The sequence below is a fragment of the Pseudonocardia sp. T1-2H genome (assembly GCF_038039215.1).
Classification (GTDB): domain Bacteria; phylum Actinomycetota; class Actinomycetes; order Mycobacteriales; family Pseudonocardiaceae; genus Pseudonocardia.
In genome coordinates, this window is the sequence record NZ_JBBPCL010000001.1 from 3,224,243 (window position 1) to 3,248,009 (window position 23,767).

Annotated in this window: 22 protein-coding genes and 2 pseudogenes; 9 read left to right on the top strand and 15 right to left on the bottom strand. The window is 72.7% G+C overall.

From position 1 onward, the window contains the following. Nucleotides 1-82: 82 nt before the first annotated feature. Complete coding sequence (locus WBK50_RS15985) at nucleotides 83-1,210, bottom strand: type III PLP-dependent enzyme (RefSeq protein ID WP_341336382.1); 1,128 nt, start codon at nucleotides 1,208-1,210, stop codon at nucleotides 83-85. A 95-nt stretch (nucleotides 1,211-1,305) separates the two neighbouring features. Here WBK50_RS15985 and WBK50_RS15990 point away from each other — a divergent pair, with 95 nt between their 5' ends. After that, the gene (locus WBK50_RS15990) at nucleotides 1,306-2,454 is read left to right on the top strand and encodes a cobalamin-independent methionine synthase II family protein (protein ID WP_341336383.1); all 1,149 of its coding nucleotides are present in this window, start codon (nucleotides 1,306-1,308) and stop codon (nucleotides 2,452-2,454) included. Between the two features lie 201 nt (nucleotides 2,455-2,655). After that, a pseudogene (locus tag WBK50_RS15995) lies at nucleotides 2,656-2,859 on the top strand (pyridoxamine 5'-phosphate oxidase family protein); the annotation flags it as partial. A gap of 290 nt (nucleotides 2,860-3,149) precedes the next feature. Here WBK50_RS15995 and WBK50_RS16000 read toward each other — a convergent pair. Both WBK50_RS16000 and WBK50_RS16005 read right to left on the bottom strand, forming a co-directional pair. Continuing rightward, entirely contained in the window at nucleotides 3,150-4,181 is a 1,032-nt protein-coding gene (locus tag WBK50_RS16000; RefSeq protein ID WP_341336384.1) for an acyl-CoA dehydrogenase family protein, read from the bottom strand. After that, nucleotides 4,178-5,344: an acyl-CoA dehydrogenase family protein gene (locus WBK50_RS16005; RefSeq protein ID WP_297502458.1), complete on the bottom strand. Its 1,167-nt coding sequence runs from the start codon at nucleotides 5,342-5,344 to the stop codon at nucleotides 4,178-4,180. The genes WBK50_RS16000 and WBK50_RS16005 overlap by 4 nt, the downstream gene beginning before the upstream one ends. Nucleotides 5,345-5,425: 81 nt before the next feature. Here WBK50_RS16005 and WBK50_RS16010 point away from each other — a divergent pair, with 81 nt between their 5' ends. Next, nucleotides 5,426-6,898 (top strand): NAD-dependent succinate-semialdehyde dehydrogenase, encoded by a 1,473-nt coding sequence (locus tag WBK50_RS16010; RefSeq protein WP_341336385.1) that lies wholly within the window; start codon nucleotides 5,426-5,428, stop codon nucleotides 6,896-6,898. A gap of 65 nt (nucleotides 6,899-6,963) precedes the next feature. On the opposite strand, the gene WBK50_RS16015 is transcribed toward WBK50_RS16010, so the two are convergent. The 5 genes from WBK50_RS16015 to WBK50_RS16035 all read right to left on the bottom strand — a co-directional run bounded on the left by WBK50_RS16015 (nucleotide 6,964) and on the right by WBK50_RS16035 (nucleotide 12,480). Further along, on the bottom strand, nucleotides 6,964-7,260 hold the full coding sequence (locus WBK50_RS16015) for a hypothetical protein (protein WP_341336386.1): 297 nt from the start codon (nucleotides 7,258-7,260) through the stop codon (nucleotides 6,964-6,966). A gap of 13 nt (nucleotides 7,261-7,273) precedes the next feature. Then, entirely contained in the window at nucleotides 7,274-9,244 is a 1,971-nt protein-coding gene (locus WBK50_RS16020) for a hypothetical protein (protein WP_341336387.1), read from the bottom strand. 98 nt (nucleotides 9,245-9,342) lie between these two features. After that, entirely contained in the window at nucleotides 9,343-10,917 is a 1,575-nt protein-coding gene (locus WBK50_RS16025; RefSeq protein ID WP_341336388.1) for a lipopolysaccharide biosynthesis protein, read from the bottom strand. Continuing rightward, nucleotides 10,914-11,291, bottom strand: a complete 378-nt coding sequence (locus tag WBK50_RS16030) for a hypothetical protein (protein ID WP_341336389.1) — start codon at nucleotides 11,289-11,291, stop codon at nucleotides 10,914-10,916. Before WBK50_RS16030 ends, WBK50_RS16025 begins: the two co-directional genes overlap by 4 nt. Before the next feature lie 145 nt (nucleotides 11,292-11,436). Beyond that, on the bottom strand, nucleotides 11,437-12,480 hold the full coding sequence (locus tag WBK50_RS16035) for a glycosyltransferase family 2 protein (protein ID WP_341336390.1): 1,044 nt from the start codon (nucleotides 12,478-12,480) through the stop codon (nucleotides 11,437-11,439). A gap of 510 nt (nucleotides 12,481-12,990) precedes the next feature. Here WBK50_RS16035 and WBK50_RS16040 point away from each other — a divergent pair. From WBK50_RS16040 to WBK50_RS16060, 5 genes and pseudogenes are all read left to right on the top strand, one after another. Then, nucleotides 12,991-13,863: a glycosyltransferase family 2 protein gene (locus tag WBK50_RS16040; RefSeq protein ID WP_341336391.1), complete on the top strand. Its 873-nt coding sequence runs from the start codon at nucleotides 12,991-12,993 to the stop codon at nucleotides 13,861-13,863. 168 nt (nucleotides 13,864-14,031) lie between these two features. Continuing rightward, a complete protein-coding gene (locus tag WBK50_RS16045; RefSeq protein WP_341339405.1) occupies nucleotides 14,032-14,718 on the top strand; it encodes an energy-coupling factor ABC transporter permease in 687 nt (228 codons plus the stop codon). Beyond that, the gene (locus WBK50_RS16050) at nucleotides 14,715-15,080 is read left to right on the top strand and encodes a PDGLE domain-containing protein (protein WP_341336392.1); all 366 of its coding nucleotides are present in this window, start codon (nucleotides 14,715-14,717) and stop codon (nucleotides 15,078-15,080) included. The genes WBK50_RS16045 and WBK50_RS16050 overlap by 4 nt, the downstream gene beginning before the upstream one ends. Before the next feature lie 30 nt (nucleotides 15,081-15,110). Further along, the gene (gene cbiQ / locus WBK50_RS16055) at nucleotides 15,111-15,878 is read left to right on the top strand and encodes a cobalt ECF transporter T component CbiQ (RefSeq protein WP_341336393.1); all 768 of its coding nucleotides are present in this window, start codon (nucleotides 15,111-15,113) and stop codon (nucleotides 15,876-15,878) included. Continuing rightward, a pseudogene (locus WBK50_RS16060) lies at nucleotides 15,863-16,652 on the top strand (energy-coupling factor ABC transporter ATP-binding protein). The gene cbiQ and the pseudogene WBK50_RS16060 overlap by 16 nt, the downstream one beginning before the upstream one ends. Nucleotides 16,653-16,704: 52 nt before the next feature. Here WBK50_RS16060 and WBK50_RS16065 read toward each other — a convergent pair. From WBK50_RS16065 to WBK50_RS16075, 3 genes are all read right to left on the bottom strand, one after another. Then, nucleotides 16,705-17,973, bottom strand: a complete 1,269-nt coding sequence (locus WBK50_RS16065; protein WP_341336394.1) for an SPFH domain-containing protein — start codon at nucleotides 17,971-17,973, stop codon at nucleotides 16,705-16,707. Between the two features lie 56 nt (nucleotides 17,974-18,029). Beyond that, nucleotides 18,030-18,461 carry an NfeD family protein gene (locus WBK50_RS16070; protein ID WP_341336395.1) on the bottom strand — a complete coding sequence of 144 codons (432 nt, stop codon included), beginning with the start codon at nucleotides 18,459-18,461 and terminating at the stop codon, nucleotides 18,030-18,032. 94 nt (nucleotides 18,462-18,555) lie between these two features. Next, complete coding sequence (locus tag WBK50_RS16075) at nucleotides 18,556-19,377, bottom strand: DUF3097 domain-containing protein (protein WP_445942266.1); 822 nt, start codon at nucleotides 19,375-19,377, stop codon at nucleotides 18,556-18,558. A gap of 178 nt (nucleotides 19,378-19,555) precedes the next feature. On the opposite strand from WBK50_RS16075, the gene WBK50_RS16080 reads away from it, so the two are divergent. Further along, the gene (locus WBK50_RS16080; protein WP_341336396.1) at nucleotides 19,556-20,353 is read left to right on the top strand and encodes a hypothetical protein; all 798 of its coding nucleotides are present in this window, start codon (nucleotides 19,556-19,558) and stop codon (nucleotides 20,351-20,353) included. A 150-nt stretch (nucleotides 20,354-20,503) separates the two neighbouring features. On the opposite strand, the gene WBK50_RS16085 is transcribed toward WBK50_RS16080, so the two are convergent. The 4 genes from WBK50_RS16085 to WBK50_RS16100 form a co-directional block, all read right to left on the bottom strand. Then, a complete protein-coding gene (locus WBK50_RS16085; RefSeq protein WP_341336397.1) occupies nucleotides 20,504-21,046 on the bottom strand; it encodes a cupin domain-containing protein in 543 nt (180 codons plus the stop codon). Between the two features lie 32 nt (nucleotides 21,047-21,078). Further along, nucleotides 21,079-21,933: an MBL fold metallo-hydrolase gene (locus WBK50_RS16090; RefSeq protein ID WP_341336398.1), complete on the bottom strand. Its 855-nt coding sequence runs from the start codon at nucleotides 21,931-21,933 to the stop codon at nucleotides 21,079-21,081. A gap of 41 nt (nucleotides 21,934-21,974) precedes the next feature. Then, nucleotides 21,975-22,256, bottom strand: coding sequence for a YciI family protein (locus WBK50_RS16095; protein ID WP_341336399.1), 282 nt, complete (start codon nucleotides 22,254-22,256; stop codon nucleotides 21,975-21,977). 120 nt (nucleotides 22,257-22,376) lie between these two features. Continuing rightward, entirely contained in the window at nucleotides 22,377-23,585 is a 1,209-nt protein-coding gene (locus WBK50_RS16100; protein WP_341336400.1) for an LLM class flavin-dependent oxidoreductase, read from the bottom strand. Nucleotides 23,586-23,767: the final 182 nt, after the last annotated feature.

Consider the following 23,767-nt stretch of genomic DNA (forward strand, 5'->3'; position numbering starts at 1 on the left):
GGACGTGGAGGGAATCCCGCCCAGCTCGGCGAGGACGTGCCGGCCGACGGGACGCGGGGTCTGGGAATCCACGGCGGGGACGCTACGGCGTGCCCACCACATGGACGGGCAGGGGCGGGAAGCCGTTGAAGCCGACGGAGGCGTAGCTCGCGGTGTAGGCGCCCGCGTGCAGCAGGTCGACGTGGTCCCCGGCGCGCAGGTCGCCGGGCAGGGCGTACGGGGTGCGGCGGTAGAGCACGTCGTCGCCGTCGCAGGTGGGGCCGGCGAGGACGACCGGGCCGGATGCGCCCCCGCGGCCGGGGACCCGCAGCGGGTAGGCGATGTACTCGCCCTCGGTCTCGGCCAGACCCTGGTAGCGGCCCGCGTCGAGGTAGACCCACCGGCGATGGTCGACCCCCGGGCGGCGGGAGACCCGCAGCGCGGTCGTCCGCAGGACCCCGGCCTCGGCGACGAGCGCGCGCCCCGGCTCGAGCAGCACGTCCGCACCGTCGACGTCCCCTGCGGCCCGGGCGCCGGAGATCCCGTCCCGGACGGCGTCGGCGAACTCCTCCGGCGCCGGCACCGGCGCCCGGTAGGGCACGGGGATCCCACCGCCGACGTCCAGGGCCGGATGGGCGAGCCCGGCCTTGCCCGCCGCGCGCAGGGCGACCCGCACCGCGTCCCGGTAGGCCTCCGGACGGGACTGCTGCGAGCCGACGTGGAACGTGAGGCCCGGGTCGAGGCCGCGGGCGGCCGCGGCGCGGAGCAGCCGGACGGCCTCGGCGGGTGCGGCGCCGAACTTGCCGAAGAACGGCGTGGCCGAGCCCCGGTCGTCGACCAGGATCCGGACCAGCACGGACGTGCCCGGGAGGTGGTCCGCCAGGTCCTCGGCGGAGTCCGTGACGAACCGCCGCACGCCCGCGGCGTGGGCGGCCGCGACGGCGCCCGGGGCACGGACCGGGTTGCCGTGGCAGAGGCTGCCCGGCGAGGCGCCCGCGTCCAGGCAGAGGTCGATCTCCGCGGGGCTCGCGACGTCGAAGCCCGTGCCCAGGCGGGCCAGCAGGCGCAGCACGGCGGGCTCCGGGCAGGCCTTCACGGCGTAGAGCAGGCGGGCCTCGGGGAAGGCGGCGGCGAGGCGGGTGTACCGGTCCGCGACGACGTCGAGGTCCAGGACGAGGTACGGCGTCGCCCTGGTGCGGTCCGCGAGGAAGGCCTCGAGCGCGCCGGTCATGGGACCGATCATCCCGACGGATCTCCCCAGGACGTTCGCCGGGGCGGAACGGCGACCTACCCGCCGGCCCGGGCCGCTCCTAGCGTCCCGGAACCATGCGGCGCAGCACGGAGCGGATCCTGACCACCCACGTCGGCAGCCTGGCCCGGCCGCACGACCTCCTCGAGATCATGCGGGAGAAGGAGCACGGCCGGCCCTACGACGCCGACGCGTACGCCAAGCGGGTCACCACGGCCGTCGCCGACGTCGTGCGGGGACAGCTCGACGACGGCCTGGACGTCGTGACCGACGGCGAGATGAGCAAGGTCAGCTTCCTGACCTACGTGAAGGACCGGCTCGCCGGCTTCTCCGCCTCCAGCGGGGAGAAGCTGATGCCGCCGTCCTGGCAGGTGGAGATCGACGCGTTCCCCGAGTACTACGCCGGCTACCTCGGCAAGTACAAGGAGACCGTCAGCCCGATGACGACGATGGTCTGCACCGGGCCCGTCTCCTACGCCGGGCACGAGCAGCTCCGCATCGACGTGGAGAACCTGCGGTCCGCCCTCGACGGGCGCGAGACGGAGGCGTTCCTGCCTTCGACGAGCCCCAGCGGATTCGGCCGCAACGAGTACTACGGCTCCTACGCCGAGTACCTGACGGCGGTCGCCGAGGCGCTACGCGAGGAGTACCTGGCGATCGTCGACGCGGGGTTCCTGCTCCAGATCGACGACCCGTGGCTGATCGAGTACCTCTCCGAGAACCCGTCGACCACGCCGGAACAGCGGCGGCGGGACGCCGAGCAGCATGTCGAGATCCTGAACCACGCGCTGCGCGGGATCCCGGAGGAGAAGATCCGGCTGCACACCTGCTACGGCCTCAACCACGGCCCGCGGATCCACGACCTGGAGTTCCGCGAGATCGCGCCGATCATGCTGAAGATCAACGCCGGGGCGTACTCGTTCGAGGTCGCGAACCCCCGCCACCAGCACGAGTGGCGCGTCTGGGAGGACCTGGTCCTGCCCGACGGCAAGATCCTCATCCCGGGGCTGCTGGGCCACGCGAGCAACTACGTCGAGCACCCGGACCTGATCGCGGACACGCTGCGCCGCTACGTGGACCTGGTCGGCCGGGAGAACGTGATCGCGGGCGCGGACTGCGGCTTCTCCTCCCGGGCGACGTTCTCCCCCGAGGTGCACCCCACCGTCGTCCGGGAGAAGTTCCGCGCCCTCGCCGAAGGCGCCCGCCGCGCCACGGAACGCCCGTAGCCCCGACTCGCGCGGACCCAGACCCCGACTCGCGGGGGGTCGAGATCCAGGCCCGGCGAGTCGGGGTCCAGGGACGCGCGAGTCGGGGTCTAGGGACGCCCGAGTCGGGGTCTAGGGACGCCCGAGTCGCGGTATTCCCGGGCCGGTAGCGTGCAGATCATGACCGCACCGAAGACCCAGCGCCGCGGCCGGGCCATCGCGATGACCACCGACGAGCTCGACGGCTACCTCGCCGAGCAGCACGTCTGCCGCGTCGCGACCAACGGCACGAACGGGCCGCACGCGACCCCGCTCTGGTTCCACTGGGACGGCACGTCGCTCTGGCTCACCTCGCTGTCGCGGAGCCAGCGGTGGAAGGACCTCGAGAAGGACCCGCGGATCGCGGTCGTGGTGGACGACGGGGACGCCTACACCGAGCTGCGGGGCGTGGAGCTGCGCGGCCGGGTGGAGATCGTCGGCGAGGTGCCGCGCACCGGCGAGCCGAACCCGGAAGCTCGAGGCGGTCGAGCAGGCGTTCGCGGACAAGTACACCGGCGGCCATGTCGTGATCGACGGCCGCCACGCCTGGCTCCGCCTCACCCCGGAGAAGATCAGCAGCTGGGACTTCCGGAAGATCCCCACCTCCTGAGATGCACGAGCGGCACTTTCGTGCGCCAGGTCTGCACGAAAGTGCCGCTCGTGCGGATCCGAGGGTGTCAGGGGGTACCGGTCACGAGCGGCCAGAGCCCGTCCGCGCCCGCCTCGAGCACCCGCGCGCCGATCCGGTCGTTCCAGAACGAGTCCGAGCCGTCCTCGTCCCGCCAGGCCCAGAGCCGGGTGGTCGCCAGCCTGAGGTCGTGTTCGCGGGTGAAGCCGATCGCGCCGTGCACCTGGTGCGTGATCCGCGCGACGACGGCCGCCGCCTCGCTGCACCGCGCCTTGGCCGCGGCGATCGCGAACCCGGTCGCCGGCGAGTCGAAGCCGTCCGCCCCCGCCGCCCGCGCCGCCGCCTCGGACGCCGCGGCGGCGGCCGCGACCTCCGCGCCGGCCAGGGCGAGCTGCTGCTGGATGGCCTGCAGCTTCCCGATCGGGCGGCCGAACTGGACCCGCTCCCCCGCGTACTTGACGGCCATCGCCAGCGCCGCGCGCGCGGCCCCGGCCAGCAGCAGGGACCGACCGAGCGCCGCCCGGAGCGGGAACTCGACGGCCACCTGCGCGGGCGCGTCCGCGATCGAAGCGGCGGCCACCGTGACGTCGTTCAGCACGACGTCGTCACGCGGCTCCTCGGCCAGGTTCGCGCCCTCGGTGATCGCCACCGACGCGGGGTCGAGCAGCACCACCTGCTCGCCCACCAGCACGACGATCCCGGCGGCGGACCGCGCCCACGGCACCTTCGGCAGCGTTCCCGAGACGGTCGCGCCGCTCGCCGTCCGCTGCACCCGCAGGTCCGGGGCCACGACGGCGGTCAGCGGGCCGGGCGGGACCTCGATCCCGGCGGTGTGCAGCAGCCAACCGGCCAGGAGGTCCGTCTCGACGAGCGGAACGCGCGCCGCATAGGTCCCCGCGGCCGTGAGGACGGCGGCGGCGTCGGTCAGGGAGCCCTCGCTGCCCCCGGCGGCCTCGGGCAGCGTCAGCCGGGCGATCCCGGTCTGCTCGCAGGTCTTCCACAGCTCGGAGTCGAAGCCGGTGGCGGTGTTGTCCCAGGCGTCCGAGAAGACGGACTCGGCCAGGTCCTGAAGCTCACTCATCGAAGTCCCAGCCCTCGCGCCACGATCCCGCGAAGGATCTCGTTCGTCCCACCCCGGAGCGTGAAGCCCGGGGACTGCAGCACCGCGTCCGCCAGCAGCCGCGCGTACCCGTGGTCGGCCCCCGGGTCCGGCGGGATCGACAGCAGCAGCCGTGCCGCGTCGATCACCTCGTTCTCGAACCTCGTCCCCAGGTCCTTGACCACCGCCGCGGCGAGCTCCGGTGCGGCGCCGGACTCCAGCGCCCCCGCGATCGCCAGCGACATCCGCCGCAGGGTCCAGAGCCGGGAGACCAGCCCGCCCAGGTCCCGGCGCCGCCCGGCGTCGAGCTCCGTCCGCCCGATCTCCCCGACGAGCGCCGCGAGCAGCGGGTACGTGGACAGGAACCGCTCCGGGCCGGACCGCTCGAACGCCAGCTCCGACGTCACCTGGTGCCAGCCCTGGCCGACCTCGCCGAGGACCATCGAGTCCGGGATGAAGACCTTGTCGAAGACCACCTCGTTGAAGTGGTGCGCGCCGGTGAGCAGCGGGATCGGCCGGATCTCCACGCCGGGCGAGTTCAGCTCGACGATCAGCTGGGACAGCCCGGCGTGCCGGTTCGTGTCGTCCTTCGGCGCGGTCCGGACCAGCGCGAAGAACGCGTGCGCGTGGTGCGCCCCGGACGTCCAGACCTTGCGGCCGGTGAGCTCCCAGCCGCCGTCGACCTTGTCCGCCTTCGACCGCACGGACGCGAGGTCCGAGCCCGAGTCCGGCTCGGACATGCCGATGCCGAAGTACACCTCGCCGGCCGCGATGCCCGGCAGGAACTTCTGCCGCTGCTCCTCGGTGCCGAAGCGCATGAGCGACGGCCCGATCTGCCGGTCCGCCACCCAGTGCGCCGCGACGGGCGCGCCCGCGGCCAGCAACTCCTCGGTGACGACGTACCGGTCGAGTGCACCCCGCCCGTGGCCGCCGTACTCGGTCGGGATGGTCATGCCCAGCCAGCCGCGGCGGGCCAGCTCCTTGGAGAAGCGCTCGTCCCAGCCGGTGAGCCAGACGTCCGCGCGCGGATGCCAGGCCCCGGCCGCGCGTTCCTCGGCGAGGAAGGCGCGGACGTCGGCCCGCAGCGCCGCGACGCGCTCCGGCAGATCCACGGGTGGGGGTACCAGGCTCGGCAACCTCGTCATCGTCGTCACGGTCACCCTGCATTCCTAGCCGACGACCCGCGACGCTGCATCATCCCCGTGTCCGATGGCACCATCCCAGTCATGACGAACCCCGATCTCGAGCGCAAGGTCCTCGACTCCGTCCCCACCGGGCTGCTGATCGGCGGCGAGTGGAGGCCGGCGGCGTCGGGAGCCACGACGAAGGTGGAGGACCCTGCCACCGGCGAGGTCCTCGCCGAGGTGGCCGATGCCGGCCCGGAGGACGGCATGGCCGCGCTGGCCGCGGCGCATGACGCGCAGGCCGGGTTCGCCGCGATGGCCCCGCGGGAGCGTGGGGAGATCCTGCGCCGCGCCTACGACGCGATGATGGCGAACGTCGACGACCTCGCGCTGATCATGACCCTGGAGATGGGCAAGCCGCTCGCGGAGTCGAAGGGCGAGGTCGCCTACGCCGCCGAGTTCTTCCGCTGGTTCTCCGAGGAGGCCGTGCGCATCGACGGCGGCTACGCGACGGCGCCGAACGGGCAGAGCCGGTTCCTGGTGATGAAGCAGCCGGTGGGACCGTGCGTGTTCATCACGCCCTGGAACTTCCCGCTGGCCATGGGCACCCGCAAGATCGGCCCGGCCATCGCCGCCGGCTGCACGGTGGTCATCAAGCCTGCGCACCAGACGCCGCTGTCCATGCTCGCGCTGGGCCAGATCCTGCTCGACGCCGGCCTGCCCGCCGGCGTGCTCAACATCATCAACGCGACGGACGCCGGCGGCGTCATGGAGCCGATCATCCGCGACGGCCGGGCGCGCAAGCTCTCGTTCACCGGCTCCACCGGGGTCGGCAAGACGCTCCTGCGGCAGGCCTCGGAGAAGGTACTGCGGACGTCGATGGAGCTGGGCGGGAACGCGTCCTTCATCGTGTTCGACGACGCGGACCTGGAGAAGGCCGTGGCCGGCGCGATGGTCGCCAAGATGCGGAACATGGGCGAGGCCTGCACCGCGGCCAACCGGTTCTACGTGCACCGCTCGATCTCCGACGCGTTCGCGGAGAAGCTCGCCGAGAAGATGGGCGCGCTGGTCGTCGGCCGCGGCACCGAGGACGGGGTGCAGGTCGGGCCGCTCGTCGACGCGAAGGGCCGGGACAAGGTCGTCGACCTCGTCGGGGACGCGCTGGCGCACGGCGCGACGGTGAAGGTCGGCGGCGCGCCCGTCGACGGGCCGGGGTACTTCTACACCCCGACGGTGCTGACGGACGTGCCGAAGGAGTCCCGCCTCAACCACGAGGAGATCTTCGGGCCGGTCGCGCCGATCAGCGTGTTCGACACCGAGGCCGAGGCCCTCGCCGCGGCCAACGCCACCGAGTTCGGCCTGGTCAACTACGTGTTCACGGAGAGCCTGGACCGGGCGCTGCGGGTCGCGGAGAAGCTCGAGAGCGGGATGATCGGTCTCAACACCGGGCTGGTCTCCAACCCGGCCGCCCCGTTCGGCGGGGTCAAGGAGTCCGGGCTGGGGCGCGAGGGCGGCTCCGTCGGGATCGACGAGTTCCTCGAGACCAAGTACGTCGCGATCGGCATCGCGATCTGACGTCCCGAGGAGACGGCCGCGCCGGCCCCGGACTCCTCCGGGACGGCGCGGCCGTGTTCAGGCGGTCAGTTGGCGGGCGGCACGGGAGCCGCCGGGGCGGCGCCGTTGTCCGTGACCACGGTCGTGTCCGCCGGCACCTTCCCCCCGTTGAGCAGCATGCTGACCAGCGTCGCGCCGCCGTTGAACACGGCCAGCACGATCAGCACGGCCAGCATCCCGGCGACCGACGCCGTCAGCGCCTTCTGCCGGCCGGTCCCCCGGCCCTCCGCACGCCCGGTCGAGGTCTCGACGACCCACGCCCGGGCACCCATGAGCAGGAGCAGCGCGAAGAACGCCATCCAGGTCCACGCCGCCCCGGTCACCGTGCCTCCTCGATCACTGGGGACCCGCCACGTTCTTGCGCAGCACGGCGTCGAACCCGTTCTGGTAGGTCAGCGTGTACTTGCCCGACGCGACGGCCTGCTGGATGACGTCGAGGGTCCAGCCGGGCTGCCTGCCGTTGAGCACGACGCCCTCCAGCTCCATCGACTTGTAGACCAGGATGACGTCCGGGTACTCCAGGTTGATGCAGGGGATCGGATCGGCCGCGAGCGCGGGACACTTCTTCCCGTCGATGTTGCCGCCGCGGTCGTACTTCCCGATCCCGGTGATCCCGTACGGCCCCACGCTGGAGATCGGCATGATCTTGCTGCCCGGCGGGGTGGTCGCGTAGACGTCGCGGGTGATCGCGATGTCCTCGGCGGTGACGTTCATGTAGGCGTCGTTGCCGCCCCGGATGACGATGACGGAGCAGAACGTCAGCAGCATGCCGACCGCCAGGATCTTCTCCCGGCCGCGGTTCTTGCGGGCGAAGCTGCGCAGGGCGTCCGCGCCGAGGATCGTGAGGATCGGCAGGCCGTACAGCACGATGCGCAGGAACAGCTCCCCGCCGTAGCTCTGCACCGCGGCGAAGGCCATCGGCACGGCGGCCAGGGCGATCGGCACGAGGTCCCGGCGTCGCTTCCAGTAGACCCACGCCCCGACGATCGCGAGCAGCCACGTCAGGCCGGGCACCAGGATCCGCATCAGCTTGACCGCGATCTGCCCGGTGTCCCCCGCGAGCCGGTCCGCGACGCCGGCCTGCAGCGCCCCGTCGTCCTCCCCGCTCCCGGTGATCAGGCTGAGCTGGGTCATCCAGAAGTCCCGGCCTGCGATCAGCACGTAGACCGCGACGGCCAGGATCGCGACGAGCACGAGGCCGCGGCCGCGGAACCGGCCCACTACCGCGAGCACGGCGAGCTGCCCGATGATCGCGAACGGGGTGAGCTGGTGGGCCGGCGCGATGGCCAGCAGGCACAGCGACGCGCAGAAGTAGATCAACAGCAGCTGCCGCGGGGGCAGCGTCGGCCGGTTCGGCGGGGTCATCGCCGCGACCGTCCAGCGTCGCCAGAGCGGGAGCTTCGCGGTCGTCCCGCTCGGCCAGTGGGCGGCGCCGAGCGGATCCGTCCGGCGGGTGGCCAGCGGGCCGAGCGCGAAGGTCAGCACCGTCAGCAGCAGCACGATGCCGGTCGCCTGCGGCGAGAAGTAGTCCTGCTCGATCCAGTTCAGGCCGACGAACAGCCATGCCGCCACCCACGGCGCGCGGTGCCCGCCGAGCATGGACTTCGCGAGGGCGTAGACGCCGATCGCCCACACCGCGACGACGGCCGGCGGGAACCAGCGGAGCACCTCGTCGAGCTGCCCGACCCCCGCGGCCTGCCGGAAGAACGCCCACTGGGCGAAGAAGGCGGGCCAGTAGAACCGCGCGTCGACACCCTGCGGCGGGACGCCGTTGCCCGACGCGATGGCGTCGACGAAGCCGGACAGCAACCAGGCCGTGGTGAACCGCGCCTCCGGCATGACCACCGAGGGCATGCCGGTGCTGCAGAGGATCAGGATGGCGGTCGCGGTGCCGAGCATCGGCACGCGCGGCCGCGGGGACCAGAGCTCGGCGACGCAGGCGCCGACGGCACAGGCCAGGGCGAGCCAGCCGGCGACGCCGAGGACCTGGGCGAGGCCCCAGCCGCCGAGCTCGTCGAGGTTCGTCGTGGCCGCGGCCACCGGCAGCAGCGCGACGGCCAGCAGCGCGAGCACGGGCGAGAGCCAGATCCACAGCCGGGGCACCGGCTCGGTCGCCGCCGGGCGGGGCGACGACCCGCGCGGGCCCGCGGCCGATGCGGGGACCGGTGGCCGGCCGCCGGCGTGGATCGCCCGCGTGGGCGGGTCGAGGCCACGCACCGCGGCGGTGGCGGACTCCCCGTGCCCCGCGTCCGGGTTCGAGTAGTACAGCGTCTCGCCGCCGTCGGGGTGTCCGGTCGGCGGCACCACGGGAATCACCTGCGTGGGGGGATCGATGGGATCGCGCCCCTGCCCGGGTACGTCCTGCCCGTCACGGCCGTCACCCGGCTGACGGGTGTCGGTCGAGGTCACCTCTTCACCTCCGGTCGGAGCCGGCGCCGCAGCGCCGGGGGTATGAGGACGGCCGCCGCGCTGAGCACCTGCACGGCGACGTAGCCGAGCGCGATGGGGAGCAGGGCGGAGTCCGTGGTCGAACCGGCCGGGGGTGTGGGCAGCGCCGCGACGACCGCCAGCACCAGCAGCGTGTTGACGAGCTGCAGCCGGCTGAAGGCCAGCGCCGCGCCCGCGGCCTGCCGCACCCCGAGCTCGTGCACCACGACGAGCCGGAACACCAGCCCGATCATCAGGATCTGCAGGATCCGGCTGGCCTCGGCGTAGCCGGGCCCGAAGATCAGCAGCACCGGCTGGGCCAGCATGATCGCGAGCCCGAGCACCGGCAGGAAGAGCACCATCATCCGGCGCTGGGCCGCCCGGGCCAGCGCAGCCGCGCGCAGGGGCTCGCGCGCCGTCTGGACGGCGAGCGAGTCCATGTAGAAGGTGGCCGCGATGTCGACGACGGACACCGCCTGCCAGACGATGAAGAACGCGGCGCCCGGCCCCGGGCCGAACCGCAGGGTCACCAGCAGCGTGACCTGGTTGTAGAGCAGGGCGCTGCCGATCTGGGCGACGGCCGTCGGGCCGAGGAAGGAGACGGCCTCCCGGCGGCTGGGGAGCACCGACCCCTCGGCCCGGCGGGCGAAGCGGCGCACCAGCAACGCGATGACCAGCGTCCCGCCGACCGTCCACACGACGATCGGGACGACCCACGACACCACGAGGCCCTGGGCGCCGAGGCCTGCCCCCAGCGCGATGAGCAGCCCGATGCGGACCACCGCGAACAGCCCGTTGCGCCACACCGTCCACCAGGGCCGGTGCATCGCGACCAGGATGAAGTCGTGGACGACGAACACGGCCCAGCCGGCGCAGGCCAGCACGAACAGCAGGACACCGACGCCGATCGAGCCGTCGCCGGGTGAGAGCAGCCCGGACGCCGTCGCCCCGAGGTCCGGCACGATCAGCACGTAGACCAGCCCGACGAGGGCGGACAGCGGCATGATCAGGAAGAGGCTGCCCCACACGAGCCGGGACGCCTTGCGGCCGGATCCGGGGAGCCACCGGAGCAGGCCGACGTTGATGTTCAGCTGGGCGCAGCCGCCGATGAGGATGAACGCCGAGACGACGGCCGAGGCCCGCCCGACCTCCTCCTGCGGCATGATCCGCGCAGCGAGCAGCCAGCTGAGGAAGCCGGCCAGCGAACCGAGGACCGAGCTGATGGACAGCGCGAGGCCGTCCCCGCCGCCGCTCTTCTTCCGGCCGGGCGTCGTCCCCGGTTCGTCGGGCGTACTGGCCGGCGCGACCACGCCCAGGACGACGGTCGGGCTCTCGCTGCCCGCCACACCGCCGCCGGACCCCTGAGCCGAGGCCGCGCTCCCGCCCACCGCCGGGGGAAGCTCGACCGTCGGCTCGTCCGCGTCGTGCGGCGGCAGGACGACCGTCGGTTCGTCCGCGCCCGGTACCGGGCCGGTCCGGGGCCGCGGGGTCGGCCGCTGGTGACCGGCGCGCTGGGCCGGCGGGTCGATCCCGGCCACGTCCCGTGCCGTCACTGGGCCACCACGGCGTGCCGCAGCAGGAACGGCACGCTGACGGCGGTCAGGATGACCAGCATCCAGTTGGGATGCCACCAGACGGTGCTGACCATGACCTGCGCGGCGAGCAGCGTGGTGGCGACGCCGACGCCGATGGTCAGCAGCCAGACGTGGGCGGCGGGTGCGCGTCGCAGGAAGCCCGCCGCCGCCCAGCCGGGGCCTAGCAGCAGGAAGGCGATCGTCACGAACAGCCGGACGTCGCCGGCGATCCCGCCCGAGACGTTCAGCAGGTTCAGCCCACAGGCCACCAGACCGGCCACGGCCAGCAGCAGCGCGACCGCGCGGCGTGCCGTGCGGGCTCGGGTCAGTTCGGCCGCGGAGGGCATGCTCACCGCGTCACTCCGTTCCTCGCCGGTTCGTCACCGGGCTTCTCACGTTCGCCGGCATCCCTTCCGACCCCCGTCCGGATGCCGGGCCCACACATGACCCGGCGCCCGTCGCGGACGGGCGCCGAGGTCCACACACGGGTGACGCCCGTCAGGACGCCTCCTCCTCCAATGCGTAACGCATCTCGAGCTCCTGACGCTCCGCCTCGTCGCGCTGCGGCGACGGGCGGTTGGCCGGGTCTGCCGGGCGGTTCCCGTTCCGCGGGCTCGGCGACGGGCGGACCGGCGGACGCACCGTCATCGCCGGGCCGGCCGGCTCCGACGGGTGCATCGGCAGGCCCGTCGACGAGTAGCCGCCGTTCACCGCGGGGAAGCCGTTGGCCGGCGTCGCCGGGCCGAGGTCGACCTCCAGGTCCTCGTGGGACGCGGGGCCGGCGGCACCGTTCGCCTTCTTCTGGAGCGCACGCCGGCGCTCCGCGGCGAGCGTGCGCAGCACCCGGGTGCCGTCCGCGAAGGTCCGCAGGTTGGTCTCGCCGAACATCCGCTCGCGCTCGAGCGAGGGCACCTCGGTGATCTTGAGGCCGGCGGCCGCGACGCGGCAGTTCAGCACGGTCTCGATCTCGAAGCCGTCGCCCCAGAGCATCGACCCGTCCGTGGGTGCGGGAGCGTCCACCGCCGGCAGCTCCAGCACGGGCAGAAGATCGGCCCAGAAGGCGTTGTAGCCGTAGCACAGGTCCGTGTACCGGGTCTTGAACAGCGCGTTGGCCACGCCGTTGAGCCCGAAGTTGCCGGTCTTGCGCAGGAGCGTGATGTCGTCGCTGCCCCCGCCCCGGACGAACCGGCTGCCCTTCGCGAAGTCCGCGCCCGCGACGAGGGCCGCGACGAATGCGGGGATCTCGTTCGGGTCCGCGGAGCCGTCCGCGTCGAACATGACGATCACATCGCCCGTGGCCGCGGCGAACCCGCAGGCCATGGCGTTGCCCTTGCCCTTGCGCGTCTGCGCGATGATCTTGGCCCACGGCAGGACGCGCCGTGCCGTCTCGACGGTCCCGTCGATCGAGTTCCCGTCGACCACGATCACCTCGTGCACGGCGGGCCGCACGGCGGCGATCGCCGGCAGCACCACCTCGAGGTTGCGTGCCTCGTTACGGGTCGGCACCACCACGGACACCGTCGGGTTTCCGCTGCGTTGCATCGCCGATCTCCCCCTCATCGCACCGGTCGTGCGGTCGCGGTGACGCCGTGGCGTCCGATCCCTGCTCTGCCCAGACTTCTACCCGGAATCCTGCTCATCGCTCGGACTATCTCCTCGGGCACGCGTCGCGTTACGTGACGTACCGCTCGTCCTTCCGGGCACACGCCGATGATCCAACCGTCTGGCGGTGCGAGAACCGACACCACTGTCGTGGGCACCGGGCGAACTCTACGGAAACCGCACGTCCGACGTTCGACCGGGCTCGATCACCGGGCCGTTCCGGCACGTCGGACACCCTTCGCGAGGGCCCGGCCCCGGGACGTCGTGATCGTCGGCCGGACCCGGTGCCGGCGCCGTGATCTTCCCGGTCGGGGGTGAGGCGGAGCCGCTCCCGGCTGCCGGTACCGTCCTGCGGTACCGCAACACGGGTGCACGGCCCGTGACCGACATCCCGGGCGCGGACGGCCGAGCGGGGCCGGGCCGCCCCGGAACCCAGGGGGCCCTGCGCCGATGTTGCCCGGCAGTTTCCAACCGACAGTCTCCGTCTGCATCCCGGTCTACAACGGCGAGGCCTACCTCGCGGAGACGATCCGTTCGGTGCTCGACCAGACCTACGGGGACTTCGAGCTCGTCCTGTTGGACAACAACTGCAGCGACCGCAGCCCGGAGATCATGCGTTCCTTCGCGGACCCGCGCATCCGCATCGAGCGCAACACCGAGACCCTCCCCCAGCCCCGCAACTGGCGGGTCTGCGTCGACCACACGCGCGCACCCCTGATCAAGGTGCTGTGCGCGGACGACGTCCTCCACCCGCGCTGCCTCGAGCTGCAGACCCAGCCGCTGTTGGACGACCCGGGCCTCGCCGTCGTCGCCTCCCGCCGGCACATGATCGACGAGCAGAGCCGGGTCATCGTGCCGCGCCGCGGGCTCTCCGGGCTGATCGGCGTGCACAGCGCCGCCGAGGTCGCCCGGAAGGTCGTCCGGAACGGGGCGAACCCGATCGGCGAGGTCGGCAACGTCATGTTCCGGCGCGCGGACTTCATGGCCATCGGGGGCTGGCGCGAGGACCGCCCGCTCGTCATGGACATCGACTGCTTCGTGCGGCTCCTCAAGTTCGGCGAGTTCCTCGGCCAGCCCGAGGCCCTCGCCGCGTTCCGGATCGGCGGCAGCTCGATCACCGCCGAGCGGATGGACGAGATCTACGCGGCGCAGCGGGCGCTGACCGAGGAGCTGGGCGAGTCCCCCGAGTACGACGTGCGGGGCCTCGACGTGACGATCGGCCGTGCGCTCGCGCCGTTCGGCCGGATGCGTCGTTCCCTGCTGTTCACTTTGTCGGGCCTCGCGGCGAAGCGGGACGCCCGGCGGGAGAGCGTCACCACCTGAGCTCCTCCCGCCCGTCCCCCCGGACAGGTGCATCCGGGTGGCTCTCGCACAAAGTTTGCGACAGCCCCGATCGGGTGTTTAGCCTGGGCTGCCGCCGGTTCCCCGGTCGGTCCCCTCGGCCGCCTGGAGGACGGGTTGTCCGGATCGCCGCACGAGGCGGTCGTCGCCATGCACATGAGCGACGGCCTCGTGAACGCCCCCACGTCGCTGCTGTTCGGCGCGGTCGCGCTCGTCTGGCTGGTGCTGGCCGCGCTGCGCGCCCGTGCGGACCTCGACGACCGCACGGCCCCGATGGCGGGCCTGGTCACGGCGTTCGTCTTCGCCGTGCAGATGATCAACTTCCCGATCCTGCCCGGCGCCAGCGGACACCTGCTCGGGGGCGCCCTCGTCGCGATCCTCGTCGGGCCGTGGGTCGGCACGCTCTGCATCGCGATCGTGCTGGTGGTGCAGGCGCTGCTGTTCGCCGACGGCGGGCTCACCGCGCTGGGCACGAACATCACCAACATGGCGCTGATCGGCGTCGTCGTCGGGTACGCGGTGGCCGTGGCGCTGCGTCCGCTGGCCCGGCGCGGCAAAGGTGGTCTCGCCGCGACGGCATTCGTCGCCGCCTTCCTCAACACGGTCGTCGCGTCGCTGGGCTTCGTCGTCGAGTACGCGGTCGGCGGCTCCGGCGGGGCGAGTCTCGGCACCGTGTTCGGGCTGATGGTGGGTCTGCACGCGCTGATCGGCATCGGCGAGGGTGTGATCACCGCAGCGACCGTCACGGCCGTCGCGGCGGTCCGCCCGGACCTCGTGTACCTGTTGCGCGGCGCCAAGGCCCCGCTGCTGCGCCGGGCCGCCGGGACCGCGTCGTGACCCGGGGCCGCAGCCTCGGCTTCCTGCTGGGGTTCCTCGCCGTCGCCCTGCTCGTCGCGGGCGGGTTCTCCTACCTCGCCAGCCCGGACCCGGACGGCCTGGACACCGTCGCGCTGCAGGGGTGCCAGGTCACCGGGACCGACGCCGGCGAGCAGCTCACCGGCACCTGCATCGCGCAGCACACCACGGACCACGCGATGAGCTCCTCGCCGCTCGCGGACTACACGGTGGGCGGCGGCGCGGGCACCACCGGGCTCGCCGGGATCCTCGGCGTGATCGTCACGCTCGCGCTGGCGGGCGGGCTGTTCTGGGCGCTGCGCCGGCGCGGGGTCGCCCCCACCGACGACGGCCAGGGCCGATGAGGGGTCGGGGCCGATGAGGGGTCGAGGCTGATGGGCGCGGGCCACGCGCACCCGCTGCACCTCGCCCGGGACTCGCCGGTCCACCGGCTCCCGCCGCAGGTCAAGATCGTCGCGGCGTTCCTGGGCGTGGTCTGCGTGGTCGCGACCCCGCGCGAGGCGTTTGTCGTGTTCGCGGGGTATCCGGTGGTGCTCGGCGCGGTGTGGTGGGCCGCCCGGATCCCGGCCGGCTGGATCCTGCGCCGCGCCGTGATCGAGCTGCCCTTCGTCGTGCTGGCGGTGCTGCTGCCGCTCACCGGCCCGGACCCGCGGGTCGAGTGGCTGGGCATGTCGCTGTCGGAACCCGGGCTGCTCGGGGCGTGGAACATCCTCGTCAAGGGCACGCTCGGCGTCCTGACGTCGCTGACCCTGGCTGCGACGACGTCGATGCGGGACCTGCTCGTCGGGTTGCAGCGGCTGCACGCCCCGGCCCTGGTGACCACGATCGCGACGCTGATGCTGCGCTACGTCGACGTGATCGTCGCCGAGGCCGGCCGGATGCGGCTCGCCCGCGTCTCCCGCGGGCACGACCCGCGCTTCCTCTGGCAGGCCGGGGCCACCGCCCGCGGCGTCGGGGCGTTGTTCGTCCGGTCCTACGAGCGCGGGGAGCGGGTGCACCTGGCGATGCTGTCCCGGGGGTGGTCGGGCGCGATGCCGGTGCTGTCGACGGCCGGGCTCGCGACGCGGCGGGACTGGACGGCGGGGCTGGCGCCGGTGGGCGTCGCGGCGCTGCTGGCCTTCTCGGGATGGGTGATCGTGTGAGCGCGCCTTCGACCCGGGCGGGGACCGGCGTGGACGCGGTCACCGCGCCGTCGCTCGAGGTCAGGGACCTCGCCTTCGCCTATCCGGACGGACACCAGGCGCTGTTCGGGGTGGACCTGCGGATCGAACGGGGCGAGCGGGTCGCGCTGCTCGGCCCGAACGGCGCGGGCAAGACGACCCTGGTGCTGCACCTGAACGGCATCCTGGACGCCGGGGAGGGCATGGTCCGGGTGGGCGGCCTGCCGGTGGAGCGGGCACACCTGAAGGAGATCCGCCGCCGGGTCGGGATCGTGTTCCAGGACCCCGACGACCAGCTGTTCATGCCGACCGTCCGCGAGGACGTGGCCTTCGGTCCGGCGAACTTCGGGGTGCCCGTCGAGGAGCTGGGCGCACGGGTGGACCGGGCGCTCGAGGCCGTGGGGATGGCGGAGCACGCGGACCGCTCGCCGCTGCACCTCTCCGGCGGTCAGCGGCGGCGGGTCGCGCTGGCCACGGTGCTCGCCTGCGACCCGGAGATCCTGGTCCTCGACGAGCCGTCGTCGAACCTGGACCCGGTGGCCCGCCGCGAGCTCGCCGAGGTGCTGCTGGGGCTGGGCCGGACGATGCTGATGGTCACCCACGACCTGCCGTACGCGCTGCAGCTCTGCCCGCGCAGCGTCGTCCTGGACGACGGGGTCGTCGTCGCGGACGGACCGACCAGGGGAGCTCCTGGCGGACCGCGACCTCCTCGCGGCCCACCGCCTGGAGCTCCCCTACGGCTTCTCCCTCACCTGAGGCCACCCGCGTCGTGGCTCCACAACGCGGGTCTCAGGTCCGCTCAGCCGCGTCACGGAGCCACAACGCGTATTCGAAGCGGCGGGTGGGTCAGGCCCCGTCGATGCGCGGGACCCCGTTTGGCGGGGTCAGGTCGTCGACGGGAAGCTCCCGCCGGCAGGCCCTGCGGGCCCCCTCCCGGCGCGGCGCGGACCGCCTTCGGGGCGACCTCGCCCAGCGCCGGGACCTCCTGCCGGGCGGCGGCCGTGGCCGCCGCGACCTGGGCGGCGATCTCCGGGTCCCCCGAGGTGTCGAACCAGCCCTTCACCGACTCCTCGTCGTCCTCGGGCCTGACGCGCTGGCCGTCGTCCGGCGAGGGGGTGTACTTGAAGACGCCGTCCTCGCCCGGCGCACCGAGCATCTTCGTGAAGCCCTCGAGGGCCTTGCCGAAGTCCGACGGCACCATCCAGACCTTGTTGGCCTCGCCCTTCGCCATCTCCGGCAGGGTCTGCAGGTACTGGTAGGCCAGCAGCTCGGGTGTCGGGCGGCCGGCCTTGATCGCCGCGAAGCGCTTCTCGATCGCCTTCGCCTCGCCCTGCGCGTAGAGGTACTGCGCGGCGCGCTCACCCTGCGCCCGCAGGATCCGGCTCTGCCGCTCCGCCTCGGCGTTGAGGATCGCCGCCTGCTTCGCGCCTTCCGCGGTGAGGATCTGCGCCTGCTTGTTGCCCTCCGCGCTGCGGATCGCGGACTCCCGCTGGCCCTCGGCGGTGAGGATGGTGGCCCGCTTCTCGCGGTCCGCCTTCATCTGCCGTTCCATGGACTCCTGGATCGACGGCGGCGGGTCGATCGCCTTGATCTCCACCCGCTCGACCTTGATGCCCCAACGCCCGGTGGCCTCGTCGAGCTCGCCGCGCAGGGTGGTGTTGATCTGGTCCCGGGAGGTCAGCGTCTCCTCCAGGGTCATGCCGCCGACCACGTTGCGCAGGGTCGTCGTGGTGATCTGCTCGACGCCGGTGATGTAGTCCGAGATCTCGTAGACCGCGGCCTTCGGGTCCGTGACCCGGAAGTAGACGACCGTGTCGATCCGGACGGTCAGGTTGTCCTTGGTGATCACGGGCTGCGGCGGGAAGGACACCACCTGCTCGCGCAGGTCGATCCGCTCCCGGATCCGGTCCACGAACGGGACCAGGAACGCCAGCCCGGGCGTCTGCGTCGTCTTGTACCGCCCGAGCCGCTCGACCACTGCGGCGGTGGCCTGCGGGACGATCTGGACCGCCCGCGCCATCACCACCAGGACCAGCAGCACGATCACCACGACGGTGACCAGTACCGAGATGTCCATGTTTCCTCCCCTGTCGTCCCCGCGGGCCGCAGTTCCCCCCGCGGCCGCCGGGACCTCTACTCCGCGAGCACCAGCGCCGTGGCGCCGGAGATCTCGATGACCATCACTTCGTCGCCGGGCTCCATCACCTGTGTCCGGTCGTAGGCCTTGGCCGACCACAGGCTGCCGGCGATCTTCACCCGGCCGCCCTGCCCGTCGACCCGTTCGACGACGGTCGCCGGGCCGCCCACGATCCGCTCCGTGTGCCCCAGGTACGGCGTGATCCCGCGCTCCAGCCGGCGGCGCAGCACCGGTCGCACCCCCGCGATCAGCAGCGTCGACGCCACGGCGAACAGGACGGTGCTGAGGATCCAGCCCAACCCGAACAGTGCGGACCCGCCCGCGGCGACGAGTGCCCCGCCGCCCAGCATCAGCAGCACGAACTCGCCGGACAGGACCTCACCGACGATCACCACGATCCCGGCGATGAGCCAGATCACGGGAACCATGACGCCGATGGTGCCACCGATCGACCCCCGGCGTGCCGGGTTCGTGAAGATCGTTGCCGTTCCGTTCCTGGTGAGGTCCGGCGGCCGGTCCGCCTCAGCCCTCCTGCGTCACGAAGTCGATCAGCTGCTCGACGGCGCCGATCAGCGGCGTCTCCAGGTCCCGGTAGGACCGCACGGCCCCGAGGACCCGTCGGGCGCCGTCCGCGGGCTCGCCCCAGCGGAGCGCGGCACACACCCCGGTCTTCCAGTCGGTCCCGCGCGGGATCCGCGGCCAGGCGCGGATGCCGACGCACGCCGGCTTCACCGCCTCCCACACGTCGACGTACGGGTGGCCGGTGACCAGCACGTTCGCCCCGGCGACCGACTGCGCCTGCCGGGTCTCCTTGCTGCCCGCGACGAGGTGGTCGACGAGGATCCCGAGCCGCCGGTGCGGTGCCGGGCCGAACTCGGCGACAGCGGCCGCCAGGTCGTCGACGCCGTGCAGCGGCTCCACCACGACGCCCTCGACCCGCAGGTCGTGCCCCCAGACCGTCTCCACCAGGGCCGCGTCGTGGATGCCCTCCACCCAGATCCGCGCCGCGCGGGCGGTGCGCGCCTTGAGGTTCGCGACCCGGACGGAGCCGGACGCGGAGATCGCCGGGCCGGTGGCCGCCGCGGCCGGCTTCACGAGCGTGGCCGGGGCGCCCTCGTAGAGGAAGGCGGCCGGGCGGAGCGGGAAGACCCGGTGCCGGCCGTGCCGGTCCTCGAGCGTCACCTCGCGGGAGTCGATCCGGACGACGGCGCCGCAGAATCCGCTCGCGGGGTCCTCGACGACGACGCCGGGCTCGGCGGCGATCTCGGGGATCGTCTTCTTCGTCGTGACCCGGGTGCCGTCGGCGGAGAACATGCCCCGGTAGTCGTGGGAACGGGCGACCATCGCACGGTTCTAGCGGATCGTGACGGTTCGGGCCCCGGCGACACGCCAGGATCCGTCGTACCCCGCCCGGACGGCCGCCGCGCCGGGCCGGCGGCTCCGAACCACTCACCGAACGTCACACTGCGTCACCCGCACGGCAGACGCCACCCGCCTGCCGCGGATAGCTAGCCTGGCTCCCGTGCCCCGCCCCTCCGCCACCTTCGCGGTGTGGTCCTCGGCCTGGTTGGCCGGCTCCGCCGCACCCGACGACGTGCTCGACGCCCTCGCCCCGTGGGCCGACGCGCACGACGTGCAGTGCGTCGACGACGCGACCGCCGATGCCACCCGCCTCCCCGCCCCGGGCGCTCCCGTCTCCTCGCTGACCTTCCTGCTCGCCGCCCTGCGCCGGCTCGCCCCCCGCGGCGCGGCGCGGCTCGTGCTCACCGCTCCCGGGGACGTCCGGGGCCTGCCCGGCCCGGGCTCGTTCGGCAGCGCGGTGATCCGCGCCGGCGAGGGGGTGTTCTTCCCGGACGCCGGGCTGGGCCTGGTGCCGAGCCAGGTCGCCGACGGCGTGCTGCGCTGGACCGTGTACCCCGTCCCGGATCCCGGGGCGCCGGCCGAGCACGTCCCGCTGAACCAGGCCGAACGGGACCTCCGCGAGCAGGTGCGGCAGTCCGCGTCGATCCTCACGGACCTCGGCGTGGCCCGGCACCGGCCCGGGGTGCGCGAGGAGATCGCCGCCGCACTCCGCTCCCGCCCCCGGTCGCTGTGGCCGGCCGGCATGCCGCCGCAGGCGCTGCGGGTGCTGCAGCACGCGGACGAGGTGGAGGCGATCCTCGCCGCCGCCTCGGTCGACGAGCCGGGCGGTGCCCTCTCGGCCTCGGCCGCCACCGCCCGTCGGGAGGCGTTGCGGCCGTTGGAGACCGCGGTCCGGATCGCCCGCCGCGCCGCGGTCGCCGAGGCCGTACGCGTCCTCGCCTCGGCCCCGCTGGTCTGACCGGCCCCGGGCGCCGCCCGGTCGCGCGCACGGGAATGTCCGCGGACGCCGGCGGACTCCGCGGCGGAACGCCGGGACCGGGGACGCCGCCCTTGCAGGCGGGTCCCCGGTCCCGGCCGCGGAGGAGGCGGACGAGGGCGCTTGTCGCCGTCAGCCCGTCGTACGCCTCGCGCCGACGAGGACGAACACCATCGTGCAGGGTGCGTCGCTGCGGTTCCGCCAGGCGTGCCGGGTGCCCCGCTGCACCACGCAGGTCCCCGGGGTGACGTGCGCCTCGGCCCCGTCGTCGAGCTCGAGGTACACCTCGCCCTCGACGCAGACGCCGTAGTCGACGCTGTCCGTGGTGTGCATGCCGGGGGTGTCGGGTTCGAACACCCCGATCAGACCGGGCTGGATCCGTTCCGCCTCCGCCGCGGCCTCCTCGGGGTCCGCGCCCCCCGGCTCCGCCGCGGCGGAGTCGGGAGGGAAACGCACCACGATGAACCGCGAACCACCGGGCCCGGGGAAGAACGGGAACGGCACCGTCGCCGGGTTGTCCCCCGCGCCGACGGACGGCGCACCGTCGGCGGTGCCCCAGATGTTGAAGATGTCCAGGCCGAGAACGGGCGCCGGCTCGACGGACTTCTCCTCCGCGAACACCGACTTCCCGTCGGCGGTCCGGTCCGTCACGACCTTGCTGACCTCGAATGCCACCGTGTTCCTCCTGACGTCGTGACCGGCGCGCCCTACAGGCCCACCCATCGCCTGCCTGTTCCGCGGACGATGCGGCCGAAGGCCGAGCCGCTGAAGTGCCCGTCGGCGGCGAGGACCCCGGAGTCGCCCTCGAGCTCCGCGGCGATCTTGTCCCGGGTGTGGGCGGCCGTCTCCGGATCGACGTCGAAGATGATCCGCAGGTCACCGTCGGCCAGCTGCAGCGGGCAGTGCACGACGTCGCCCAGGATGATCGCCCTGTCCGCACCGGAGGAGATCACCGCGGAGCAGTGTCCGGGCGTGTGCCCCGGGCTCGCGAGCACGTTGACCCCCGAGGCGACGAGCGCGCCGTCACCCACGGACTCGATCCGGTTCACCAGCGGCGCCTGGACCGCTTCCGGGTGCGGCCCGACCACGGCCAGTTCCTCGTCGGTGACGCCCTGCCAGAACTCGAACTCGCCCTCGCCGACGACGTACCGGGCGTTGGGGAAGGTCAGCTCGCCGTTCTGTGCGGTCCAGCCGACGTGGTCGAGGTGCAGGTGGGTGTAGAACACGATGTCGACGTCGGCCGGTTCGACGCCGGCCCTGCGCAGGCTCGACAGCAGCTGGCCGCCGCGGAACACGCCGCCCACCGGGGGGAACGGGACCGTCATGTCCCCGAAGCCCAGGTCGACGACGATCTTCTGGTCGCCGGTCTCGACCAGGAACCCGCCGAGGGTCAGCAACAGCTTCCCCTCGGCGTCGAACAGCTCTCGATGGGCTTCCCAGAGCGCCTCGTTCGAGGCCGGGAAGACCGTGCCTGCCTCGACCGTGGCGTCGCCGTCGGGCAGATAGGTCACCTTGATGTCACCCACGTCGATCGACTCGAGGGGTGCGGGTCGTGCGGACATGGTGGTCCTCTCCTGATCTGAGATGTCCGGCGGGAGACCCGTCAGCCGGCCAGGGCCCCGAGCACCGGCTTGAACGGGAAGATCTGGCTGTCCACGACCACGCCCTGCGCGACGTAGGGGTCGCCCTCGAGCAGGGACTTCAACTCGGTCCGGTCGCCGGCCTCGACGACGAGGATGCCGCCGGTGCCGTCCTCGAAGGGGCCCGCCACGCGCACCACGCCGGCGGCCACCTGCTCCTTGAGGTACGCGCCGTGCGGACCGCGTGCCGTCTCGATCAGCTCCGCATCGTCGGTGTACTTCCACACCACGGTGAAGAACGCCATCTCATCTCCTCGGGTCGGGGAACTGCGTCGTGCCTGGTGCGCGCGGAGTCGGGTCCGCGGTGACGGCCGGGTGGGGTGGTCCCGTCGCCCGGGCCACCCCACCGCGGGCCGTGCCGGGTCTCAGCCCGGGAACTGGGGCATGATCTTCTCGCCGAACAGCTGGAGGTTCCGCCTGACCTCGTTGAACGGCAGCATTCCCTGGTCGGACCACCAGACGAAGTACTCGGGGTTGCCGTTGTCCGCCAGCTCGTGCATCTTCTCGGCCACCGCGCCCGGGTCGCCGGCGTAGAGGTAGTGCGACTCCTCCATCCGCTCGATCGTGCGGGGCACGTCGCCGGTCTCGCCGGCCCGGCGGAAGACCTCGTAGAAGCCGTGGTGGCCCCAGAAGTGCTTCCAGCCCACGCCGGACACCCCTCGCGACGCCTGGCGCATCGCCTCGTCCTTGTTGCGGCCGAAGTGGACCGACCGCAGCACCCCGGTGTTCTCACCGAGCGCCAGATCGAGGCCGAGGTGCTGCTTGGCCTCGTCCTGGTAGGCCTCGACCATCTTGTGGTAATCCTCGGGAATCGAGGTGAGGATGATGGGGGTGATCCCCTCCCGGGCCGTCCAGCGGATCGTGTTCTCGCTCATCGAGAAGGCCTGGAACATCTTCGGATGCGGCTTCTGGTAGGGCTTGGGAACGACGGAGATCTTGTGCAGCAGGCCGTCGTCACCCATTTCGCCGTCGGCGCCGAACCGGCGCGTGTAGTCACCTGCCGGCCAGGGCGAGGCGGGGTGCGGATACGGGAACTGGTAGAACTTCCCGTCGTAGCTGAACGCCTCTTCCTTCCAGGCCAGTTTGAGGATCTGGTAGCACTCCTCGAAGAGCTCGCGGTTCAGCTTGTCGCGCTCGCTCGCGTCGCTGGTCGCCGTCTGGACGGGGAGCAGCTGGGTCAGGGCGTTGAACCAGCGCTCCTGGTACCCGCGGGCCATGCCGACGACCGTCCGTCCCTGGGTCATCTGGTCGAGCCATGCGGTGTCGATGGCCAGCTTGACCGGGTTGTGGCTGGGCATGACGTAGCCGACCGGGCCGACCTTGATGTTCTTGGTGTGGTGGGCGACGTCCAGGTACAGCGACGACGGGCCGCCCATCTCCATGCCCTCGGTGTGCAGGTGGTGCTCCGGGAAGCAGATGGCCTCGAAGCCGTAGTCGTCCGCCATCTTGGCCAGTTCACGGATCTCGGTCAGCATCTGCTGCCACTTCTCGGTCCGGTGACCGATGGGGCGCAGCGCCTCCCGCTCGCGTTCGGTGGCCGGAAGGGCCGGGAGCATGAAGTAGACGAATTTCATCTGGACTCCTTCACCGGGAGAGATGCAGAACCGCAGAACGGGTCCGGACAAGGGAGATCCCGGCCGCTGGTGCAATGCCGTGCTGACCGGGTTCGACCGGAAGATCAGGAGATCTCCTGATCGGGAACGCTAGCGCCGTGGCGAGGGACGCACGTGTCCGATAGTGCGACACGGTCCAACTC